General features: G+C 48.0%; 11 protein-coding genes. All 11 read left to right on the top strand.

Going from position 1 to position 18,258, the window contains the following annotated elements; genetic code table 11:
* The first annotated feature begins 31 nt into the window (after positions 1-31).
* The 11 genes from ADN01_RS03390 to ADN01_RS03440 all read left to right on the top strand — a co-directional run bounded on the left by ADN01_RS03390 (position 32) and on the right by ADN01_RS03440 (position 18,233).
* The gene (locus ADN01_RS03390) at positions 32-1,045 is read left to right on the top strand and encodes a metallophosphoesterase (protein WP_062416905.1); all 1,014 of its coding nucleotides are present in this window, start codon (positions 32-34) and stop codon (positions 1,043-1,045) included.
* A 209-nt stretch (positions 1,046-1,254) separates the two neighbouring features.
* Positions 1,255-3,228 (top strand): AAA family ATPase, encoded by a 1,974-nt coding sequence (locus tag ADN01_RS03395; protein ID WP_062416904.1) that lies wholly within the window; start codon positions 1,255-1,257, stop codon positions 3,226-3,228.
* A 187-nt stretch (positions 3,229-3,415) separates the two neighbouring features.
* Positions 3,416-3,640, top strand: a complete 225-nt coding sequence (locus tag ADN01_RS03400) for a helix-turn-helix domain-containing protein (protein ID WP_075070918.1) — start codon at positions 3,416-3,418, stop codon at positions 3,638-3,640.
* Positions 3,637-4,803 (top strand): UPF0758 domain-containing protein, encoded by a 1,167-nt coding sequence (locus ADN01_RS03405; protein ID WP_147238957.1) that lies wholly within the window; start codon positions 3,637-3,639, stop codon positions 4,801-4,803. Before ADN01_RS03400 ends, ADN01_RS03405 begins: the two co-directional genes overlap by 4 nt.
* A 14-nt stretch (positions 4,804-4,817) precedes the next feature.
* Positions 4,818-5,384 carry a hypothetical protein gene (locus tag ADN01_RS03410; RefSeq protein WP_062416902.1) on the top strand — a complete coding sequence of 189 codons (567 nt, stop codon included), beginning with the start codon at positions 4,818-4,820 and terminating at the stop codon, positions 5,382-5,384.
* Positions 5,368-9,702: a DUF6079 family protein gene (locus tag ADN01_RS03415; RefSeq protein ID WP_062416901.1), complete on the top strand. Its 4,335-nt coding sequence runs from the start codon at positions 5,368-5,370 to the stop codon at positions 9,700-9,702. Before ADN01_RS03410 ends, ADN01_RS03415 begins: the two co-directional genes overlap by 17 nt.
* A gap of 18 nt (positions 9,703-9,720) precedes the next feature.
* Positions 9,721-10,992, top strand: coding sequence for a hypothetical protein (locus tag ADN01_RS03420; RefSeq protein WP_062416900.1), 1,272 nt, complete (start codon positions 9,721-9,723; stop codon positions 10,990-10,992).
* Positions 10,993-11,003: 11 nt separating this feature from the next.
* Positions 11,004-13,589 carry a DNA methyltransferase gene (locus ADN01_RS03425; RefSeq protein ID WP_075070919.1) on the top strand — a complete coding sequence of 862 codons (2,586 nt, stop codon included), beginning with the start codon at positions 11,004-11,006 and terminating at the stop codon, positions 13,587-13,589.
* A 92-nt stretch (positions 13,590-13,681) separates the two neighbouring features.
* A complete protein-coding gene (locus tag ADN01_RS03430) occupies positions 13,682-14,785 on the top strand; it encodes an AAA family ATPase (RefSeq protein ID WP_062416898.1) in 1,104 nt (367 codons plus the stop codon).
* On the top strand, positions 14,782-15,444 hold the full coding sequence (locus ADN01_RS03435) for a DUF4276 family protein (protein ID WP_062416897.1): 663 nt from the start codon (positions 14,782-14,784) through the stop codon (positions 15,442-15,444). Before ADN01_RS03430 ends, ADN01_RS03435 begins: the two co-directional genes overlap by 4 nt.
* On the top strand, positions 15,411-18,233 hold the full coding sequence (locus ADN01_RS03440) for a PglZ domain-containing protein (protein ID WP_082142583.1): 2,823 nt from the start codon (positions 15,411-15,413) through the stop codon (positions 18,231-18,233). Before ADN01_RS03435 ends, ADN01_RS03440 begins: the two co-directional genes overlap by 34 nt.
* Positions 18,234-18,258: the final 25 nt, after the last annotated feature.

Here is an 18,258-nt window from a genome sequence, read left to right on the forward strand (position 1 = left end):
GTCACCCCACAAGTGAGTTATCATCATTGCTATGAACACCTTTGTCATTGGGGATATCCACGGCTGTACCACCGAACTACAGGAGCTGCTCGACAAAGCCGGTGTCGCAGAGGACGTCCGCATTATCGCGTTGGGCGATATCGTCGACCGCGGACCGGATTCGGCGCAGGTGCTGGATTTCTTTAGCAACAATCCTTCCCGGCTCAGCCTGATGGGCAACCACGAGCGCAAACACGTTCGCGGTGCACGGCATGAAGTCCGTTTAGCACTGTCGCAGATCATATCGCGAGAGGAGTTCGGGCCAGCGTATCCGCAAGCGCTGGAACGGATGGGCAGCTTTCCTCTATACATCGATCTTCCTGAAGCCATACTTGCGCATGGCTATCTTGAGCCGGGCATTCCGTTGGAGCAGCAGCGGGACACGGTGTTATGCGGCACGATGTCGGGAGATCATTATCTCCGGAACCAATATGAACAGCCCTGGTATGCCCTGTACGATGGTGAAAAACCGTTGATCGTTGGACACCATGACCATCTACACAATGGGCAGCCGTTCATTTTCCAGGATCGTGTTTTCTGTCTGGACACCAGTTGCGTGCATGGCGGAACCCTGACCGGTCTGCTGCTTCCCGAATTCAAGATTGTGTCGGTTCCCAGCCGGCGCGATTATTGGCGCGAAACCCGTCAGAAGTTTACAAAATCGAAATCACCTCAACAGGTGGACTCGCCCAAACGAACCCTGCCCGATGGGTGGGATGACGCCAGTGAGCAAATTCTCGAAATGATCGCTGCGTTGGCCCAGGCCGAGAATAGTCGAATCCTGGCAGAGTTACAAAATGATCCTGGCTTTTCTGAATCAACACCCCGCCAGCAGGCAAAAGCTTACGCGGCGGTGGTTGGCAGCGAGATGCCATGGGCACCGCTGCTGCATCAGGCTCGGAACGGAGGAATTCGATTGGACACGGCCCGGCGGTTGTTCAAGAGCCATATAGAGGCACGAGATCTTTTGAGCCGATTAAACGGGACAAATGAAAAATGGGTTTAAAATAGGGAAACGGAGAATGGTTGAAAAGCACATCTCCGTTCTCGGCAATTCAACATGTTCTTTCTACTTACGGAATATTGTCGTTTTTAATTTCATAGTTCACAAGATAGAAGTATAATTTAGAACATCTGAACAGGTAATGCCGACCTTTATGGAGACATTACACCATTGTCAATTTCGCTTCGGTCCGTTAAAAAAGGGGTGAAAAAATGAAGCTCCAATCCGTCAGAGTACGTGAATTTCAATCCATCCAAGATTCAAACGAATTTGAAATTGGAGACATTACCTGTCTCGTTGGTAAAAATGAAGCAGGAAAAACTGCCATATTGCAGGCTTTGTATCGTCTGAATCCCATCATTGAAACCGAAGGGAATTATGATGTCACCGATGATTACCCTAGAGCTTACGTTGAAGATTATCAACAAGATATTGAAACCCGAAAAAGAAAACCAGCGACCGTTGTTACAGCAAAGTTCAGTCTAGATCCAAAGGAAGTCGCAGAAATCGAAAATGAATTTGGATCGGGGATATTGGTCAACCCAGAATTTACTTACAGTAAGAGCTATGAGAATCAACGGTTTTTTAATTTAAACGTAAACGAGATTATTGGCATTCGATCTCTTATTGAAAAAGCAGAGTTACCCACCCGACTTTCATCGAGTCTATTAAAAGCCACAAGACTTGAGGAGTTGAAAGAGGTACTTCAATCAAAGAGCACTCCCGAAAATGCTGATCACCTAAAACGGCTCAATAGTGAATTAAGTAAAATCGGCAATAAATCATTAGATCAGTATATTTTTGAGACTTATATCGTTGCACACATTCCAAGGTTCATGTATTTTGATGAATACTATCAAATGACTGGGCGTGAAAACCTCGACGCGTTGATAAAGCGCAATAATGAAAACAAGTTGCAAAAGAGTGACTATCCTCTCCTTGGGCTACTTGAATTAGCGCGCATAACTTTCAACGAGGTGTTAAATCCTACGCGGACTCAGGAGCTTGTGAATAAACTTGAAGGAGCCAGCAACCACCTAAGTAGAAAGATTTTAAAGTATTGGTCACAAAACAAACATATTGAGCTTAGGTTTGATGTCCGACCTGCACGACCTCAAGACCCGGAAGGAATGACGAACGGCACCAATATTTGGGCTAGGGTTTATGACAGCAAACACAAGGTTTCAACCCTACTTGGCTCTCGTTCAAGAGGATTTGTGTGGTTTTTCTCCTTCCTCGCATGGTTTGATAAACAGCAAAAGGCAAACGAACCTTTGATCCTTTTATTGGACGAGCCAGGTTTATTTTTGCACGGAAAAGCCCAGGAAGATTTGCTGCTTTATATCGAGGAGGAATTAAAAGACAAGCATCAAGTAATCTATACTACTCACTCACCATTCATGGTCGATGCACGAAAATTTGAGCGAGTGCGTATCGTTCAAGACAAAGAAATGGACACTACTGAAGATTTACCAGAGGAAGAGCGCGGAACAAAAGTCCTGAACGACGTCTTGGAAGCAACGGACGACAGTTTATTTCCTTTGCAGGGCGCTTTAGGATATGAAATATATCAAACACTCTTCGTCGGCCCTAACAACTTAGTTGTTGAAGGGGTTTCTGACTTGATGGTACTTCAGACGATATCGGCCCTCTTGGATAGGCTCGGTAAAACGAGCCTATCTCCAAAATGGACAATTACTCCTGTTGGTGGAACCGATAAAGTCCCGACTTTTGTCGCCATTCTTCGTTCTCAAAAGGGCATGACAACAGCCACTCTAATTGATATTCAGGCTAAAGATCGTCAGCTTATCGAGAATCTATATAAAAAGAAACTTCTAAAAAAGCAGAATGTGATTACATATGCTGACTTTTTAGGTCGAGGCGAAGCGGATCTTGAAGATATGTTTGGGGATGAGTTTTATTTACAATTAGTCAACAAGGAATATGAAGCCAGTTTACAAAAGCCAATAACTGTCGATGACATCAAAAATGGCCACCCACGTCTACTTGTCAGGCTAGCAGAATATTTTGAACATAACCCAATGAAAGGCAATATAACTTTTTCTCATTATCGTCCTGCAAGATACTTCGTTGATTGTATTGGAGTTTTGGAAAATCACCTCCCACAAACCACAATCGAAAACTTTGATAAGGTATTCAGTACTTTGAACAAGCTACTTAGGTAGTACCTGAAAAGCCCTTTTGAAAAGCTCTCTACTCAAACCTAGAGGGCTTTTCTCTTTTTATGGCATTACTACTATATCCCATGCTCCAAGAAATTCGTTCACGAAAGAACTATTTTTGATTGACACCCATGAAATAAGATGCAATAATTACTAACAACCTCAAATAACAGTCTTACGGGAGCACTCGATGAATGACGAGAGTTCACCCATCATAACCATTGAAGAAGCGGCTGATCTGCTAAAAATACCAGTATCATCTGTATATAAATTAGCTCAGGCCGGTAAGATACCCGCCCAAAAAGTGGGCAGGCATTGGCGTTTTCATCGTCCGACGCTGATTCAATGGATTGCGAATGGTCAGTTGAACTTTGATTCCTCAAAATCAAAGCCGCCTAAAATGGATTTTTCATGAACTCAGATTCAGCAAAAGATCATGAAGGCCATCGAGAACGTTTACGAAAACGTTTTTTAACTTTTGCTGACCAGGTCAGTGAAATTGAATTACTGGAATTAATCCTAACGTATTCGATACCCCGGAGAGATGTGGCTCCCCTTGCTGGAAATTTATTACAGCATTTTGGAAGTATAGACGCTATCATTTCAGCCCCTATCGAGAAATTATCGTCCTTTCCTGGCATTGGAGAATCAACGGCCACTTTGTTCAGAATTATTGATGCTATCAAAATGAAGAAATCATTTATTCAACAACCCACTCTTTTTAATTCACATGAAGCGAGTGTTCAGGAATTGGAACCAGAATCACGCAATATGCGTGTTTTTGCAAATGATGAAATTGCCAATTCTCTACTTCTTTTACCCAAGGCCCCTTCTTTTACAAATTTAGAGGATTACAAGAACTACCTAATTAGCAACCTTCCTTATAACTCTGAAGAGACGCGACGAAGAAGAGCCAATTACATTGTTGACCGGTTTTACTCAACGGGAAAATTCAAATCCCCTTTGACCCTATTCCTCAGTCATGAACCACAAGATAATGCCCTAAAACCGATTGTTTTTTACCATATACTAAAATCCGAGCCGATAGCCATTAAGGTGGCGGAAGAATTGGTTTATCCATTGCTCCCAATCGGGCGAACCAACCGGGACCAGGTGAAGGATTTTGTTCTAAAATACTTACCTGAAGCCAGCGATTCTTCCCTTAAAAACATGCTTCGGGCAATATTCTATTCTTATAATCTTCTAGGCATCGGCAATGTAGCCGGTGAGACTATACGTTTTCAATTACGGCCCGGTGAGTTTGAGCCTTTTTTGTATGTTTTCACTTCTGAATTTAGCGAACCCGGTATTTATACATTTGATCAACTTTACCAGGGGCCACTACACCGGTGGTTACTTTGGGATCGAGAGTGGCTTCGCCGTCAGTTATACAACCTGCGCGATTTGGGAATTATTTCCAAAATCAGCGAAATCGATAATGTGAAGCAATTTACCGTCTCACTCGATCAAACAGCGGCTTTACAGGAATATTTTTCGAAGTCAAAAGATAAGGCGTTATTCCTGCGTGAAAAACCGGAAGATTTCTCCGACACTCAACAGGAATCTGCAGAGTCGTAAAGGGGAAGCAAATTATGAAGTTGAGCGGGCCGCAAATCACAACGATACTCAGAGAAAACCTGCAAATTGACAGCGGGCGCCACTTATATGGTGTCTTGGGTACTTACTCGCAACTGGCTGCGTTTGAGAATGACATCCTATCTCAAATAAACCTCTTGTCTCAGGAACCAGGCAATGCGACCACCGCTCGCCACCAGGTCGTCAATCTAAATTTTGCTTTGATGGATCGGATTGGAGATGAGGACCTGCGTGACCTCGTTCGAAGTGAAGGGAAACGTCCTCAAACCATCCAACGCCGGCTTAATTTGACATTTGACTCGCTTCTTGCCAATCTCTTAGAGAAGGATCACTTTATCATCCTCAAACAAATTGAGTTATTGTTCGCCTATGATCTAGATCTACAGACCATCCGCGCGCGAGCATCCAACCAAAACCATATCCTGCTTTTACTTCCTGGTGAAAAGCGGGGTGACCATGTCGCGCTGTTTACCGAGGCGAATTCACGTTTCCACCGAGAATTGCCTTACCAGTTGATCGCCGACAACCATCTTTGGGAGTTAGAAAATGCCAACGCCGCCTGAACTTAAACTTTACCAACGAAAATCACTCGACCAGATCACTCAGGTGCCCGACGATATTATCAGCGTCTATGTTGTCGAACAGCACATTTGGAATAATAAGGGAACAGAGGAAGAGCGACACCAATCCCGGAAAAACCGCGTTGGCGAAACGCAGACAGTGACAGAATTCCTGATCGATCCTGTCCGGCCCTTCCTGATGGATTTCTTCCGTCAACTATCTGCACCCTATGATCCCAAAAGGAAAGACACCCCGATTGGTCAAGGATATTGGATTCAAGCAGAATTTGGCTCAGGGAAAAGCCATCTTTTGTCATTCCTCGGTGCATTGGCGCTAGGCGGCGAGAAGGAATGGGAGGTTGTTCGAGAAAAAGAAGACAAGCTTGGGAAAGGAAAACGCGACAGCCTGTATTACTTCTATGAAAATGGACTAAAGAAGAAAACCCAAGAAACCAGAGGGCTTTTGGTAGCTGTAAAAACGTTGGTGGGGCAAGGTGGCGGCAGCGGCTCTGGATTAAGCGGATCTGAAAAGAACCTGGCTGATTACATTCTTGAAGCGGTTGGCGAGCAGTATTTCATTGAAAACGGTCATTCGCTGCCTTTGTACCCAACCGAAATTCTGGCGGAACGCTTCCTACAGCAGGATATTGAACGTTATAGTCGTGACCTGAGCAAATTCTTACAGGATCCAAAATACTTTGACGAAGAAAGCCGGGAAAGCCTGGAGGAATTCCTGGGCGATTTACAGAACAACCAGGACCCGGGTGTTCGGCGTGACTGCGGTCAGCGTTTGTGGGATTTTTATCGACTCTATCTAAAAGTTACTCCCGATATCCCGGTGGATACTGAGCCAAAGCTCAAACACATGGTTGATCGCTTACTTTCCGAAGGGTATGCGGGCTTGTTGATTATTTTGGATGAAGTATCCCTTTTCATGAAAGGCCGCAGCGACTCGCAGCGGGTAGAGGATGAGAAAGCCCTCGTGGTGCTGTCGAATCGTCTGGCCAAGGTTGAGAACCTGCCCGTGTGGACGGTATGCGCTGCCCAGCAGGCGATCGAGACCAAGCTGGTGGGGGTGAAAAATATCATCGCGGACGAACGCTTGAAACTCGTGCCTTTGCTCAACCGGCCAGATTACTATTACGATATCGCTCTTTCGCGCGTGCGGGAAATTACGGACAAAGCCGCGATTGATCAATACTACGAAGATTACAAGCGCAGTTTCTCCTGGCCGCAAGCGACCGGAAAAGATCAGTTTGCCCGTTTCTTCCCATTCTATCCGCCGGCTATCGATGTGGTACGTGCGGTGTCTTTCCACCTGACAACGGTACGGTCGGCGCTTTATTTCATGCTCCAGACGCTGAAAACCCAGCGGAAACGTCAATCCAACGAATTGATCACCCTCTGGTCGCTCTTTGAAGACGTGGTCAGTTATGAAGAAGATCCATCCGGCACCACGCGCAGTATCGCCAGCATCAAAACTAAATTTCCCGAAGAATGGCAGGCTTACGAGGAAGCCAAACGCCAGATTGACGGTGCACTGGGCGGGCAAATCAAAGTGTTCCGCAGCCGCTGTGAAAAGATCGTCAAGACGCTGTTTCTATATCATGTGGCAAATCTTTCACCGGATGGTCTTTCTTTCGAAGAATTAATGAACTGTGTTATGGAGTGGAAAGATCACGACAAAGGTCAGGCGGCAGACCTACAAGATAACCGGGATCACTATGAAATATTGGCCGATAAGCTGGATATCGAACTCGTCCAGGTTGAAAAGGTCAGCGGTAAATACCGCTTCAATGTCACGGGGTCTGGTCCCAATCCGGTGGATATCTTCCAAAAAGCCCGGTCTGAAGCCGAACAGAACGAAGTTTATCAGCGCGATGCCTGGCATCAACTGCTGGCGTTGGACGGTTGGCAAATTGACACCAACCTTCTGACTCTAGAACTGGCCTCCGGTACGCAATCGCTCTTGCGTGAGGTTGCTCCGGAAAGCCAGAAAGATTTCACCATCAAATGGCATGGCCGCGAAATTACCGGCAGAGTTTACATGCGCAACCTGTTGGATATTGCCAAACGCGGCGCAATCCTTCCTTCCATCAACAGCGCAGAAACCGGCCTGGACTTTGCAGTATTCATCAGTAACACGCCGGCGGGGAGCGAACTGGAAAAGCTGGCGAAGGATAAAGGCGACTCGCGGATTCTCTATTGGTCTCCGGATCAATTAACCCCGGCCGAGGAATCCCTGCTTTTGGATTTCGCCGCTTACCGCAGCATGGTGGCCGAAGCGATGGGTAAGGATTCGGATAAGGCCAAACTCATCCTGGATTGGGTTCAAGGCCGGCTAAAAGCCCAGATGGGCACCATCTATCGCATCGTTCCGGATAGCTACGGGCGGGGTCAGATCACCGCCACCGACCATTCTCAAATGGCATTTCTGTCGCAGGGAGAGCTCACCGCGATCCTGACGCCTCTGGTTGGGCAGGTGTTGGATTCAACCTATGCCTGCAAAGATATCGTCTTCGATGCTCAAGCTCCCTTCAACGACCTGAATGCAATCAATGTAATTAATGGGATCGTAAAAACAGGCGAATTCCCACGCGGTGTAAAACCTGGCAAGGAGGTGTCCGCGTCCTGGAACTACGGCTTCGCGTTAGGGATCATGCGCAAACCCAACGACCTCAAACTGGACACGCGGGACTGCCGTTATACCAAAGAAATGCTGGAGTGGATTGAAGATAAGATCGGCAGCAGCGGGGTTAGCCTGGCTGCCACCACCCTGTATAAAAATTTCACGGGAATCGGCGGTCCGGGAGGCGTGAATTACGGCCTCAGCAAGCGCATGATCCAACTCTATCTGCTGTGCCTGGTGCGGGAAGGCCGTTTGCGCATCACGTTATCGGGTAAGAATTTGCCTGCGGAAGCGATCGATTACAGCAACATCACCACGATCGACTTTAAAACCGCCACCCTGGATGCTTTTGACCAGATCCAGCGCTTGAAGCCCCCGGAAGGGTGGGAGGTGCTGGCGCCTTTTGCCGCCGTTTTCTTAAATGATGAAAGCCTCAAATCCGTGCATGAGGACGCGGACATCCAGATTGCGGTGCAGCGAATATTGGAATTCAAAAAAGATGCGCTGGAGCCCTGCCGGAAGTTAAACAAGGGGATGAAGGATCTCTTCGAAGAAATCGGCAAACCTTTCACGATGGCAGAAAGGATGAGTGCCTGGGAGAGATTTTTGGCCAGCCCGGTTGAAGTGACCGATCCAATCCCCTTCCTGCGCAATGCGATCGAAAAGGCGTTTGGCTATCCTACCTATCATGAGGATGTTGTTCGCTCCGAAGACGTGGATGACCTGATCATCCGCCGGAATGAGATCGATCAGGTCGGCAAGTTCTATGCCTATCGGGAACAGCTCCGCGCCGGCATGCGTTACCTGGATGTGGAGATCCCCACAACCCCCGAACTGGCGGATCTGGGACGAAATCTGGCGGCGTTGAAGCTGCGGATGAAAGACCTGGATGCCTGGGTGAAAAATGAAACCCGGTTGTTGAATGAATTTATCCAACCCATGCAGGAGGCGATTGAGTCCTACCGGGTGCGCTACCTGCAAGCCTTTGACCAGGTGGTGTCGCATACCGAACAGGTCCGGCAGGAACTCGGCGAAGTAGAAAGCCAACCCGAATACCTGGCCCTCAAAGCGCTGGCGCAGCTCAAAGCATTGGGAGCCGACCCCTGCCCGGCCATCCAGAACCTGGTTCGCCAATTGGAAAAATCACCGGATTTGTTCCCTGCCAGCCTGACACGCGCCGGGGTCGAACGCGATTTGGCCTACTGGCCGCAGCCGGCCAACTGCCCGCTGACCTTGGGCAACAGCTCTGAATGGATCACCCGAGCAAATGCTGCGCTTCAGGCAGCCCGGGAAAGCATTCAGACCGCGTTGACGGCCAAGGTTCAACTATTATTGAGCCCATCCCTGCAGCAGCGTCTCAAGCAGGGTGAGGAGGAAGCTCTCATACGTGATCTACTTGCGGCACGAGACGCAGATAATTTGAAGTCAGTTCTTGTAATGTTACTCATGGGTGATAACAAGAATGCGCTATTGCACTTGCTTGAAAAGTATCTCAAGCAAGTTGTGATGATTAAGATTAATATGGCTGATTTCATGCCCACTAAACGCACCTATGAGGGTGGTGAATTAGAACTGATCGTTTCTGAATTTGAAACTTATCTTCGTAAACAGATTATCGGGAACGATCAGGCTGACCAAACGCTTGTGATCGAGATTTCGACATCCACCGATGACCAAAAGGGCGCACCGTAAAATGAAAGGGGGAATAAGATGACCACCCAAAAAACATCCAACATTCAGGAAACCATCCTGAATCAGGTTCAAACACTCAACGAATCTTCTGCCTTTTTGGAATGGAAAGGCAAAGAATTAACTCGGTTTGAAGAAGATGATCTGGTGATCATCAACAATTCTTTCCTGTTTCGGGATCAATTTCAAACGAACAAGAATCCCTCTTACCTTTGCATGATGGCCGCAGATGGAAGTGATTTTAATATAAAGAATCTTGCATTAGTGGATGGAATTCAGGTGAATTCCGATTTCAAATATATTTCCAAGAAAAGTAAGAACCTGCCTAACAAGCAATCGATCACCAATGCGATTGAAGGTGAATTAGCCTCGCTTGGCCGGATGGTTTTCATTTTGATTGGGAAGGTCAATGCGACGGAGCAGTTTTCGGAAACCATTAATCATGCCCTTTTCAACGAAATTCAGATTGACCCAACCCTACCCAATTCATTAACCGTGGCTCAACCTCTCATCCAAGTTCAGAATTTACCCGACGAAGAATTATTGCTGGATGAGGTTGAAAAGGCCGTCCCTTTACCCGACAACTTTTACAAGCCATTCCATGATGCATATATTAAGTTAAAGAAAAAATGTTTCGCATCTCTACAGGTTCCTAAGCCAGGCGAAAAGGTTACCGTCGGTTTTTTAGACGAGGTGGCCAATGCTCTTGCAAGGCAAGCAGATGAATATCACGCGTCTCTTCAAAAATGCGGCCCTCAATTGGATCAGAACCAGGCGGAATTCAACAATGTGCTTCGAATCGCGTATGATTTTGAAAGCGATGCCGTTAGAATTCTACGCCTGTTGATGAGTGTCTGTGACTTGAAGCCGATCATTCTCTGGATGACCCTTTCGGCTCACCACAACCTGAGTGAAGCCTTCCGCTGCCTGCCACGGTCTCGAGATCAGAATAAACCCTCTTTGTCAAATTACCGTGAGATGATCCACGGGGCCAGAAATAGAGCATTTCATAATCTGCTCCCATTTGGCCAATCGATTCAGGTGGATCTGGATGGAATTAATATTAAGGCAAAGCGATTGAGGCTGTTTTCAGAGTACAAGTTGAAATCCGAGAATGTCTTCGACTTCGAGGATAAGCAACTGGTTGAGATCCTTACCGAGTTCACCCGCGCGGATGAAAAGTATGTAACCCCAGACTTCTGGAAGCGCAATCATGATGTAATGATAGCCACAGCGCAGCTTGTGGCAGCCGTATCAGATGCAATCAAAGCGCTCAATTTATTGCACGTATAGGTCGCACCCCCATGCCCAAACAAAAACCCTCCCCTCATCAATCCCCGCTCTTCAAGCGCAGCGTGCCACGGATGCCCGACGGCTACTACTCCTCCGGCCCCAACCCGAACTTGCGCAAATTCGTGGAGGAGCACGCCACGCCCTACGACCCCGAGCATGACGATTACAACGTGCCGCCTTTTGATGTCCCGATCACTACAACGAAGGCGACCGCCATTTACAACATGCACACTTACTGGTCGAAGAAGCCGCATGACGCCATCCAGCAGTACATCCGCCATTACACCCAACCTGGCGACCTGGTGCTGGACCCCTTCTGCGGCTCGGGCGGGACGGCACTGGCGGCGTTGATGGAGGGACGGGCTGCCATCGCCATTGACCTTTCGCCGGCGGCCACCTTCATCACCAAGAACTACTGCACCCCGGTGGATGTGGATGAACTGCAGCGCGCCTTTGAGGAGTTGAAAGCCAAAGTAAAGCCCGAAATGGACTGGCTGTACGAAACGCGCTGCGACCGCTGCGACGGGCGCGCCACGACTGCCTATACCGTTTTTTCAACAGTCTTCCAATGCTCACGGTGTCTTGAGAAAGTAGCTTATTATGATTGCCCAGAAATTCAAAGTCAGACTAGTGATGGAAAGTTAAAAACAATACGCATTTGCCCATCTTGCCTGAAACATGGTCATCAGGAAGAGATTAATACTTCTGGGAAACGTCTAGAATCCATACCCGTAGAGGTTAGTTACATTTGTGAAGAGGGTTGTAAACCTCAACGTGGTGAACGTAGCCATATTGACCCCAATGCTAAGAAACGAAAATACTTTGAGTTGTTTGACTTAAAAAAAATTAAAGAAATTGAAAGCAAATCGTTACCGTATTGGTATCCCCACAATAACATGAATAACACCCCTGATAAAGAATTAAGGTGGGGATTGTTATGGCGTCCCTACCACGGGGATTTGAAGAGAGTTGACCAATTTTTTACCAAGCGGAATTTATGGGCCTTCGCATTATTCTTGTCTGAAGCAGACAAATCATTATATTCCAATGTTTTTCGCCTACTTCTAACAGGTTCTTGTTTACACGGTAGCAAGATGAGCCACCATAAAGAAGCTGGTGGGGGAATTATGGCGGGAACTTACTACTTGCCACAGATGTGCAAGGAACGAAACGTATATGATCTGCTGGAAAGAAAGTTTGTAGATATTAGAAATGCAGAGGTTGAATTATCCAAGTCATTATCTGCTGTTGATGTTTCGATTTCTACACAATCAGCAACTAATATCGGAACAATCCCTAACGATTCAATTGACTACATCTTTACCGATCCTCCTTATGGTGAAAAAGTTCAATATGGTGAACTTAACTTTGTTTGGGAAGCATGGTTAAAACTAGATACATCTTGGCAAGACAACGAAATCGTAATTAACAAAATAAGAGGTAAAACCGATGTAGACTGGGCTCAATTAATGCGTAGCTCTTTTGAAGAGTGTTTCCGAGTGCTAAAACCTAATCGGTGGATAACACTTTGCTATCACGATACAAGTGAAGGAACTTGGGAACTGGTACAAGACTTTATGACCGAAATTGGATTTATACCAGATAAATCTGACTCTACTCTTTTTATTGATACTGGCCAAAAATCATATAATCAATATACTGCTGAAAAAGTTACCAAACGAGACCTGGTGATTAATTTCCGTAAGCCGCGACCGGGCGAAGTGGCCGCCAAAGTCATCCTCACCGGCGATGAGGACGCGACTTCCTTCTTCGAAAAAGCGCGCGCCATCCTGATTGAAGCTTTGGAAGCCCACCCCGGCAGCAGCGCTGACCGGCTGTACGACGAACTGGTCAGCCGCATGGTGCGGCGCGGCGAGTTTCAGCGCCACAACTTCGACGAGCTGCTGCGCAGCGTGGCCGAACCGGTGACCGAGCCGGTGATGAAAAACCTGTTTGAACAAAAAGAAGCTGATTTGTTCGGATCGCATGAGGCCGTGCGCTGGTACCTGCTGGATACCGCCGGCCTGGTGGATGAGGCCGAAGGCAAAAAAGAATCCGCCGCGGCGCAGCGCCTGGAGGCCTTCATGCAGCGCTGGCTGCGTGAACACCCTGGCGAGAGCGGCGTGCACTATTCAGACCTGTTCGAGCAGTACCTGCCCATCAGCGATAAACCGCGCCGCCTGCTGCAGGAATGGCTGCCGGAATTCTTCTTCAAAACCGCTGAAGGCACCTGGCGACCGGCCAAAGACGATGAAGAACGTCAGCAAAAGCTGGGGCTGCGCTCTACCGGTGTCCTGCGCCACATTAAACGCTTTGCCAACGCCCTCAGCGAAGGGGTACCGCCGGGCGAGCGCGACAAACCCGCCAACCCCGCCACCCTGGCAGACTGGATCTATCAATGCCGTCGCGCCGGGCTGTACGATCTGGGACGCATCCTGTACGAAAAGGGCGGCCTGCGCTTCGATGGGCTGGGCGAAGAACTGCAGCTGCAGGTGGAAGAGGATTACCAGATCTGCGTCAAGCGCGGAATACAAACAAGCCCGAAGAAAACCAGGAAGAAACCCGACCAACCCCAATTGGAAGGGTTGGTCGATTGACCATGAGCATTGGATTGTGTGATGATAGGGGATGTTCTTTGTCAAGTATGACAGGTACTCGAATGAATGACGTGAAATGGAGATGATCGGATATGGCCAGACCTCTCGACCAAATCAGTATAAAAGGTTTCAAATCGATCCGGGAATTGGTTGATTTTCCCCTGGGTCCGCTTAACGTGTTAATTGGGGCAAACGGGGCAGGCAAAACCAACTTTATCTCCTTTTTTAACCTTCTAAACCAGATCGTGCAAAACAATCTGCAGGTAACGATTGCCCAATCTGGTGGAGCGAATTCATTCTTATATTTCGGGCAGAAGAAAACTTCGGAGATAAAAATTCGCCTGGTTTTCGGCAGCAACAGCTATCAATGCACTCTGGTTCCTGCATCCGGCGATACGCTCATATTCGCGGATGAGTTGATTTGGTTTCATGACAAAAAACGGTATCCCAATCCGTACACCGTCCAATTAGGGGGAGGGCAACGGGAGACAAGGTTACATGAAGAATCCAGACGCCAACAATTTATGTCTATCGCGGATCATGTTCTTGGGGCCATAAAGAGCTGGCGGGTTTATCATTTTCACGATACCAGTTCCAGCGCCAGGGTAAAGCAGCAAGGCGATCTTAACGATAATCAGATGCTTCGCCCAGATGCGTCCAACCTGGCGGCTTTTTTGTATCTTTTGCGTGAGACTGAAAACGACCATTACCGCAAAATCGTTTCGACGATCCGGTTGGTTGCGCCTTTCTTCGATGATTTTACTCTGCGCCCCAATCCGCTGAACCAGGAAAAAATACAACTGGAATGGCAGGAGAAGGGTTCGGATACCTACTTCAATGCCCAAACGCTTTCGGATGGCACTTTGCGATTCATGTGCCTGGCGACATTGTTGCTGCAACCCAAGCTTCCCTCGACGATCATTATTGATGAACCTGAGCTGGGCTTGCATCCCTATGCCATCACCATGCTGGCGTCCCTACTGAAGAGCGCATCCCAAAAAACCCAGGTGGTGGTCTCAACCCAATCCGTGCCGTTGGTCAACCAGTTTGGGCCCGAAGAGATCGTCGTGGTCGATCGCAAAGATGGTCAGTCAACCTTCGAGCGCCGAACCGCTAAGGATCTTGAGAACTGGCTGGATGATTATGGAATGGGCGACCTGTGGGAAAAGAACTTGCTTGGGGGACGCCCTCGATGAACCGAGTTCTCATCTCTGTGGAAGGGCAAACGGAGGAAACGTTTGTCCGGGAAATCCTCACGCGGCATCTCTGGAATCTTAATGTAGATCCAATTCCTGTTGTGGTCTCTACGAAGATCGTAAAGCAAGGCAATAAGTTCAAAGGAGGATTGCTTTCATATGCGCAGGTGCGAAATGATGTCCAAAGATTGTTAAGAGACAGCAACGCACTGGCCATTACCACCATGTACGACCTTTACAAACTTCCAACTGACTTTCCAGGTTATTCGACAAGACCTGCTGGAAATTGTTTTACCAAAGCCGCTTACCTTGAAGCTGAGTTCCAGCAAGACATCAACCACCCAAGATTCAGACCTTATCTTCAGGTTCATGAGTTTGAGGCGCTGTTGTTTGTCAACCCTGAGATAACTGCGCGCATGTTCCCCGAAACCAATAAACTGAGGGAATTACAGCAAATAAGGAATGGGTTTAACTCCCCCGAAGAGATCAATGATGGAGTAACAACCGCCCCTTCTAAACGAATTCTGCGATTATTTCCAAATTACGACAAGCCGTTGTACGGCTCTCTCGTCGCAATTGATGTGGGTCTGGAGAATATTCGGGCTGAATGCCCTCACTTCAATGAATGGATTACCTGGTTGGAGGGATTGGGGGGATAATGCTGGAAAGCTATATTTTGTCAAAACTAGAATCAATAAAAAACTCATCCCTGATCATCCTGCGCGACCCGCAGCGCATGATTCGTCCAGGTGCAAGGGCTGTAGATGGTTGGGCGCAAGAACACGGCTATACTGTTTTACTCTGCACCGGGAATCTTGCCCTGCGGGAAATGTACGAGCGCCTGCGCAATACACCGGATGCCAAAATCCTCCTGGTTGACCGCAGCCGCAACGATGGTCAACTCTTCTACCCTGATCTTGAAGCCGCCTCGCCTAAACCGCCTTTAGAGATTACCCTCAGGGATTTTTTGGTTGAGAAAACGGGCGATCCTGCCTGGCCTCACCTTGTGGCTGATCGCAACTTTTCGCGTCTCATTTTGGCAAATATTGAAGGGGTGATCGCGGCGCACGAGCAGTTGCGCCAGGTTTCACCCACCCGGTTCAGCGACAGCGATCTTTACAAAATCATCCTGGGTGCCAGTCTTCACATTAACCCATTTAAAAAATTATCTACCAGCGAGGTGCGGAAAATCTGCCTCGAACAGCACAGCACTTTGGAAGAACTAAATCGTGTTTTGCCAGATGAGGTAAAAGTAATCCTGCAACAAATTATCAAAAGTGCGCCAAAGCCTTTCTGTTATTTACTGGATCGCGATCCTGAAGCAATCATTCGCGCCTTTACCCTAGCCGGCATACTCCACCAGCATGGGCTGGATTACTCACTCCTGCTAGCCAACCTGGATCCGGCGCTGCACGAATATAAGAACATTGAGCCAGCCGTGCTGGATGCTGCCCTCAAGGATCAGATTGCATTCGATCCGGATTGCATTTTGGCCGATGTGCAAAAAGTCGAAGAATTCCTAAAGGAAGATCCAAAGCGCCTGTCCTTCCTGCTGCGCGACCAACTCCACCTGGACGAACCAAAATTCGCAGTCGAAGCGCTGAAAAAGGAACAACTCTCCAACCTGGTGCGATCCATCGCACTGGCCACTCTACTGGTAGATTTAATCCTTGAACTCAACTGGCAGAAGCACCTCAAAGTACTAAAAAATCTCGAAAAACAGGAGCGTGAAGCCGTTTTTCCAGTTTTGCGCCGGCCAACGGAGCAGTGGCAGCAGTTGCTTTCAGCTTATAAACGGGCAATTTCCCTGTATGAATTAACCGAGAAGTTGAAAAACCAGTACATGGATCTGAAAGTTGCCCAAACAGAGGATTTGACTTTCACGAAATTTGATCAGCTATGGAACCAGGAGCGGTTAAACCGGCTCGATTTTTACGTTTCTGACCTGGAACGGATGCTGCGTGTAAGTGATATGCTGCCCGTTCCGCATGCTCAATTATGGCCTGAGTTTGAAAAACGCTGGAATGATGCGCGATCTGCGTTTAAATCCACTTCCGACGTGGTTGACAAGGTTTTCCAGGTCATCAATAAGCAGTTCCAGGATCTTTACCACAAGAACTACACCAAATGGATTCTGCAAAATGATTCGCCGGTGGTTTTTACGCATCAATTCCTCAGCCGGATGTTAAAAGCGCATTGGGATCCAAAGTCTGGTGTCAAAGCCGTTGTCATGGTTTTTGATGGCCTGCGCACGGATGCCTGGGATGAATTTGTACGACCGGTGCTCGAAGAACAATTTGATGTGATGGAGAGCCGTCCTGGCAGCGCGTTAATCCCTACCGAAACCGAATTGTCGCGGAAAGCCATTGCAGCGGGAGCGCTACCGACCGAATTCCCCATTAAAAGTAAACGCGAGCTGGATTTGTTGGCTGCCTGGCTTAAAACCAACATGAATCTCTCCTCACATTTCACTGTGCTGCGGGATGATGATACGATTGCATCTGGAATGACGGTACGGTACCAGTCGAAAGAGTTAGATTACATCGTCTTCAATTTTACCGATGACAATCTCCATCACAACAGCCAGGACCTGGCGTTTATTTACAACACCACGGTTCGAGAGATCATTCGTCAAGATGTGCGCAGCGTACTGCGTGAGTTGCCGGCGAACGCGATGGTCTTCGTGACCAGCGACCATGGTTTCACCCCCATGCCTTCCGGAGCCCTGGACGTTACCGATCAAATTGTTGGAGATCCTGCTCTGATCAAGTATCGCAGTGCTCGAGCAGCGCACAATTTCAGCGGGGCGGAAGCCACTCAGGTCGTTTCGTTTGATATTCGCGCTTTAAAAATTCCTATCCCGAATGTGTCCCATGGATATGATCCGGTTCAATCCGTGCTATTCCCGCGCCCCGGGATTAATTTCCGGAGAGATTCCTACAAGCACTCCCCAGATCGGTACAGCCACGGCGGGCTAAGCCTCGCGGAATGCATGGTGCCGATGGTGGTTCTGAGCCGCCGCAGGCAGGATCAGGGCGTGCTGATCCTGGAGGATGTGCAGCAGATTGGCTCCATGAATGAAAATGAACCGCTCGAAATCGCCATCAAAGTTCGATCCAGCCAGATGCTGTTTGAAGGCCTCCCGTTGACGCTGTCATTCAGCACCCCGGAGATCACAGACCGCAAGGAGTTTTTCAGCGGAATTGAAAAGGTTTACCAGGTGCAATGGAAACCTAAGCTGAAAGACATTACGGAAGAGGAGCGCAACCAGGGATTTATCGAAATTCCGGTCACAGTAATTTTAACTTACGCGCATAAGGATCAATCCTTCCGGCAGAGCAAGACCGCCGATTTACGCATACGGTTGGACACCAACCGCCTGCGCCGGCGGATCGACTCCAGGCTGGACTTGCTGATGGGCAAAACGCCCAAAGAGTTGAAGAGTTAACCTAAAGAATAAATAACAAAGGAGT

The organism is Levilinea saccharolytica, from assembly GCF_001306035.1.
In the GTDB taxonomy this organism is placed as follows: domain Bacteria; phylum Chloroflexota; class Anaerolineae; order Anaerolineales; family Anaerolineaceae; genus Levilinea; species Levilinea saccharolytica.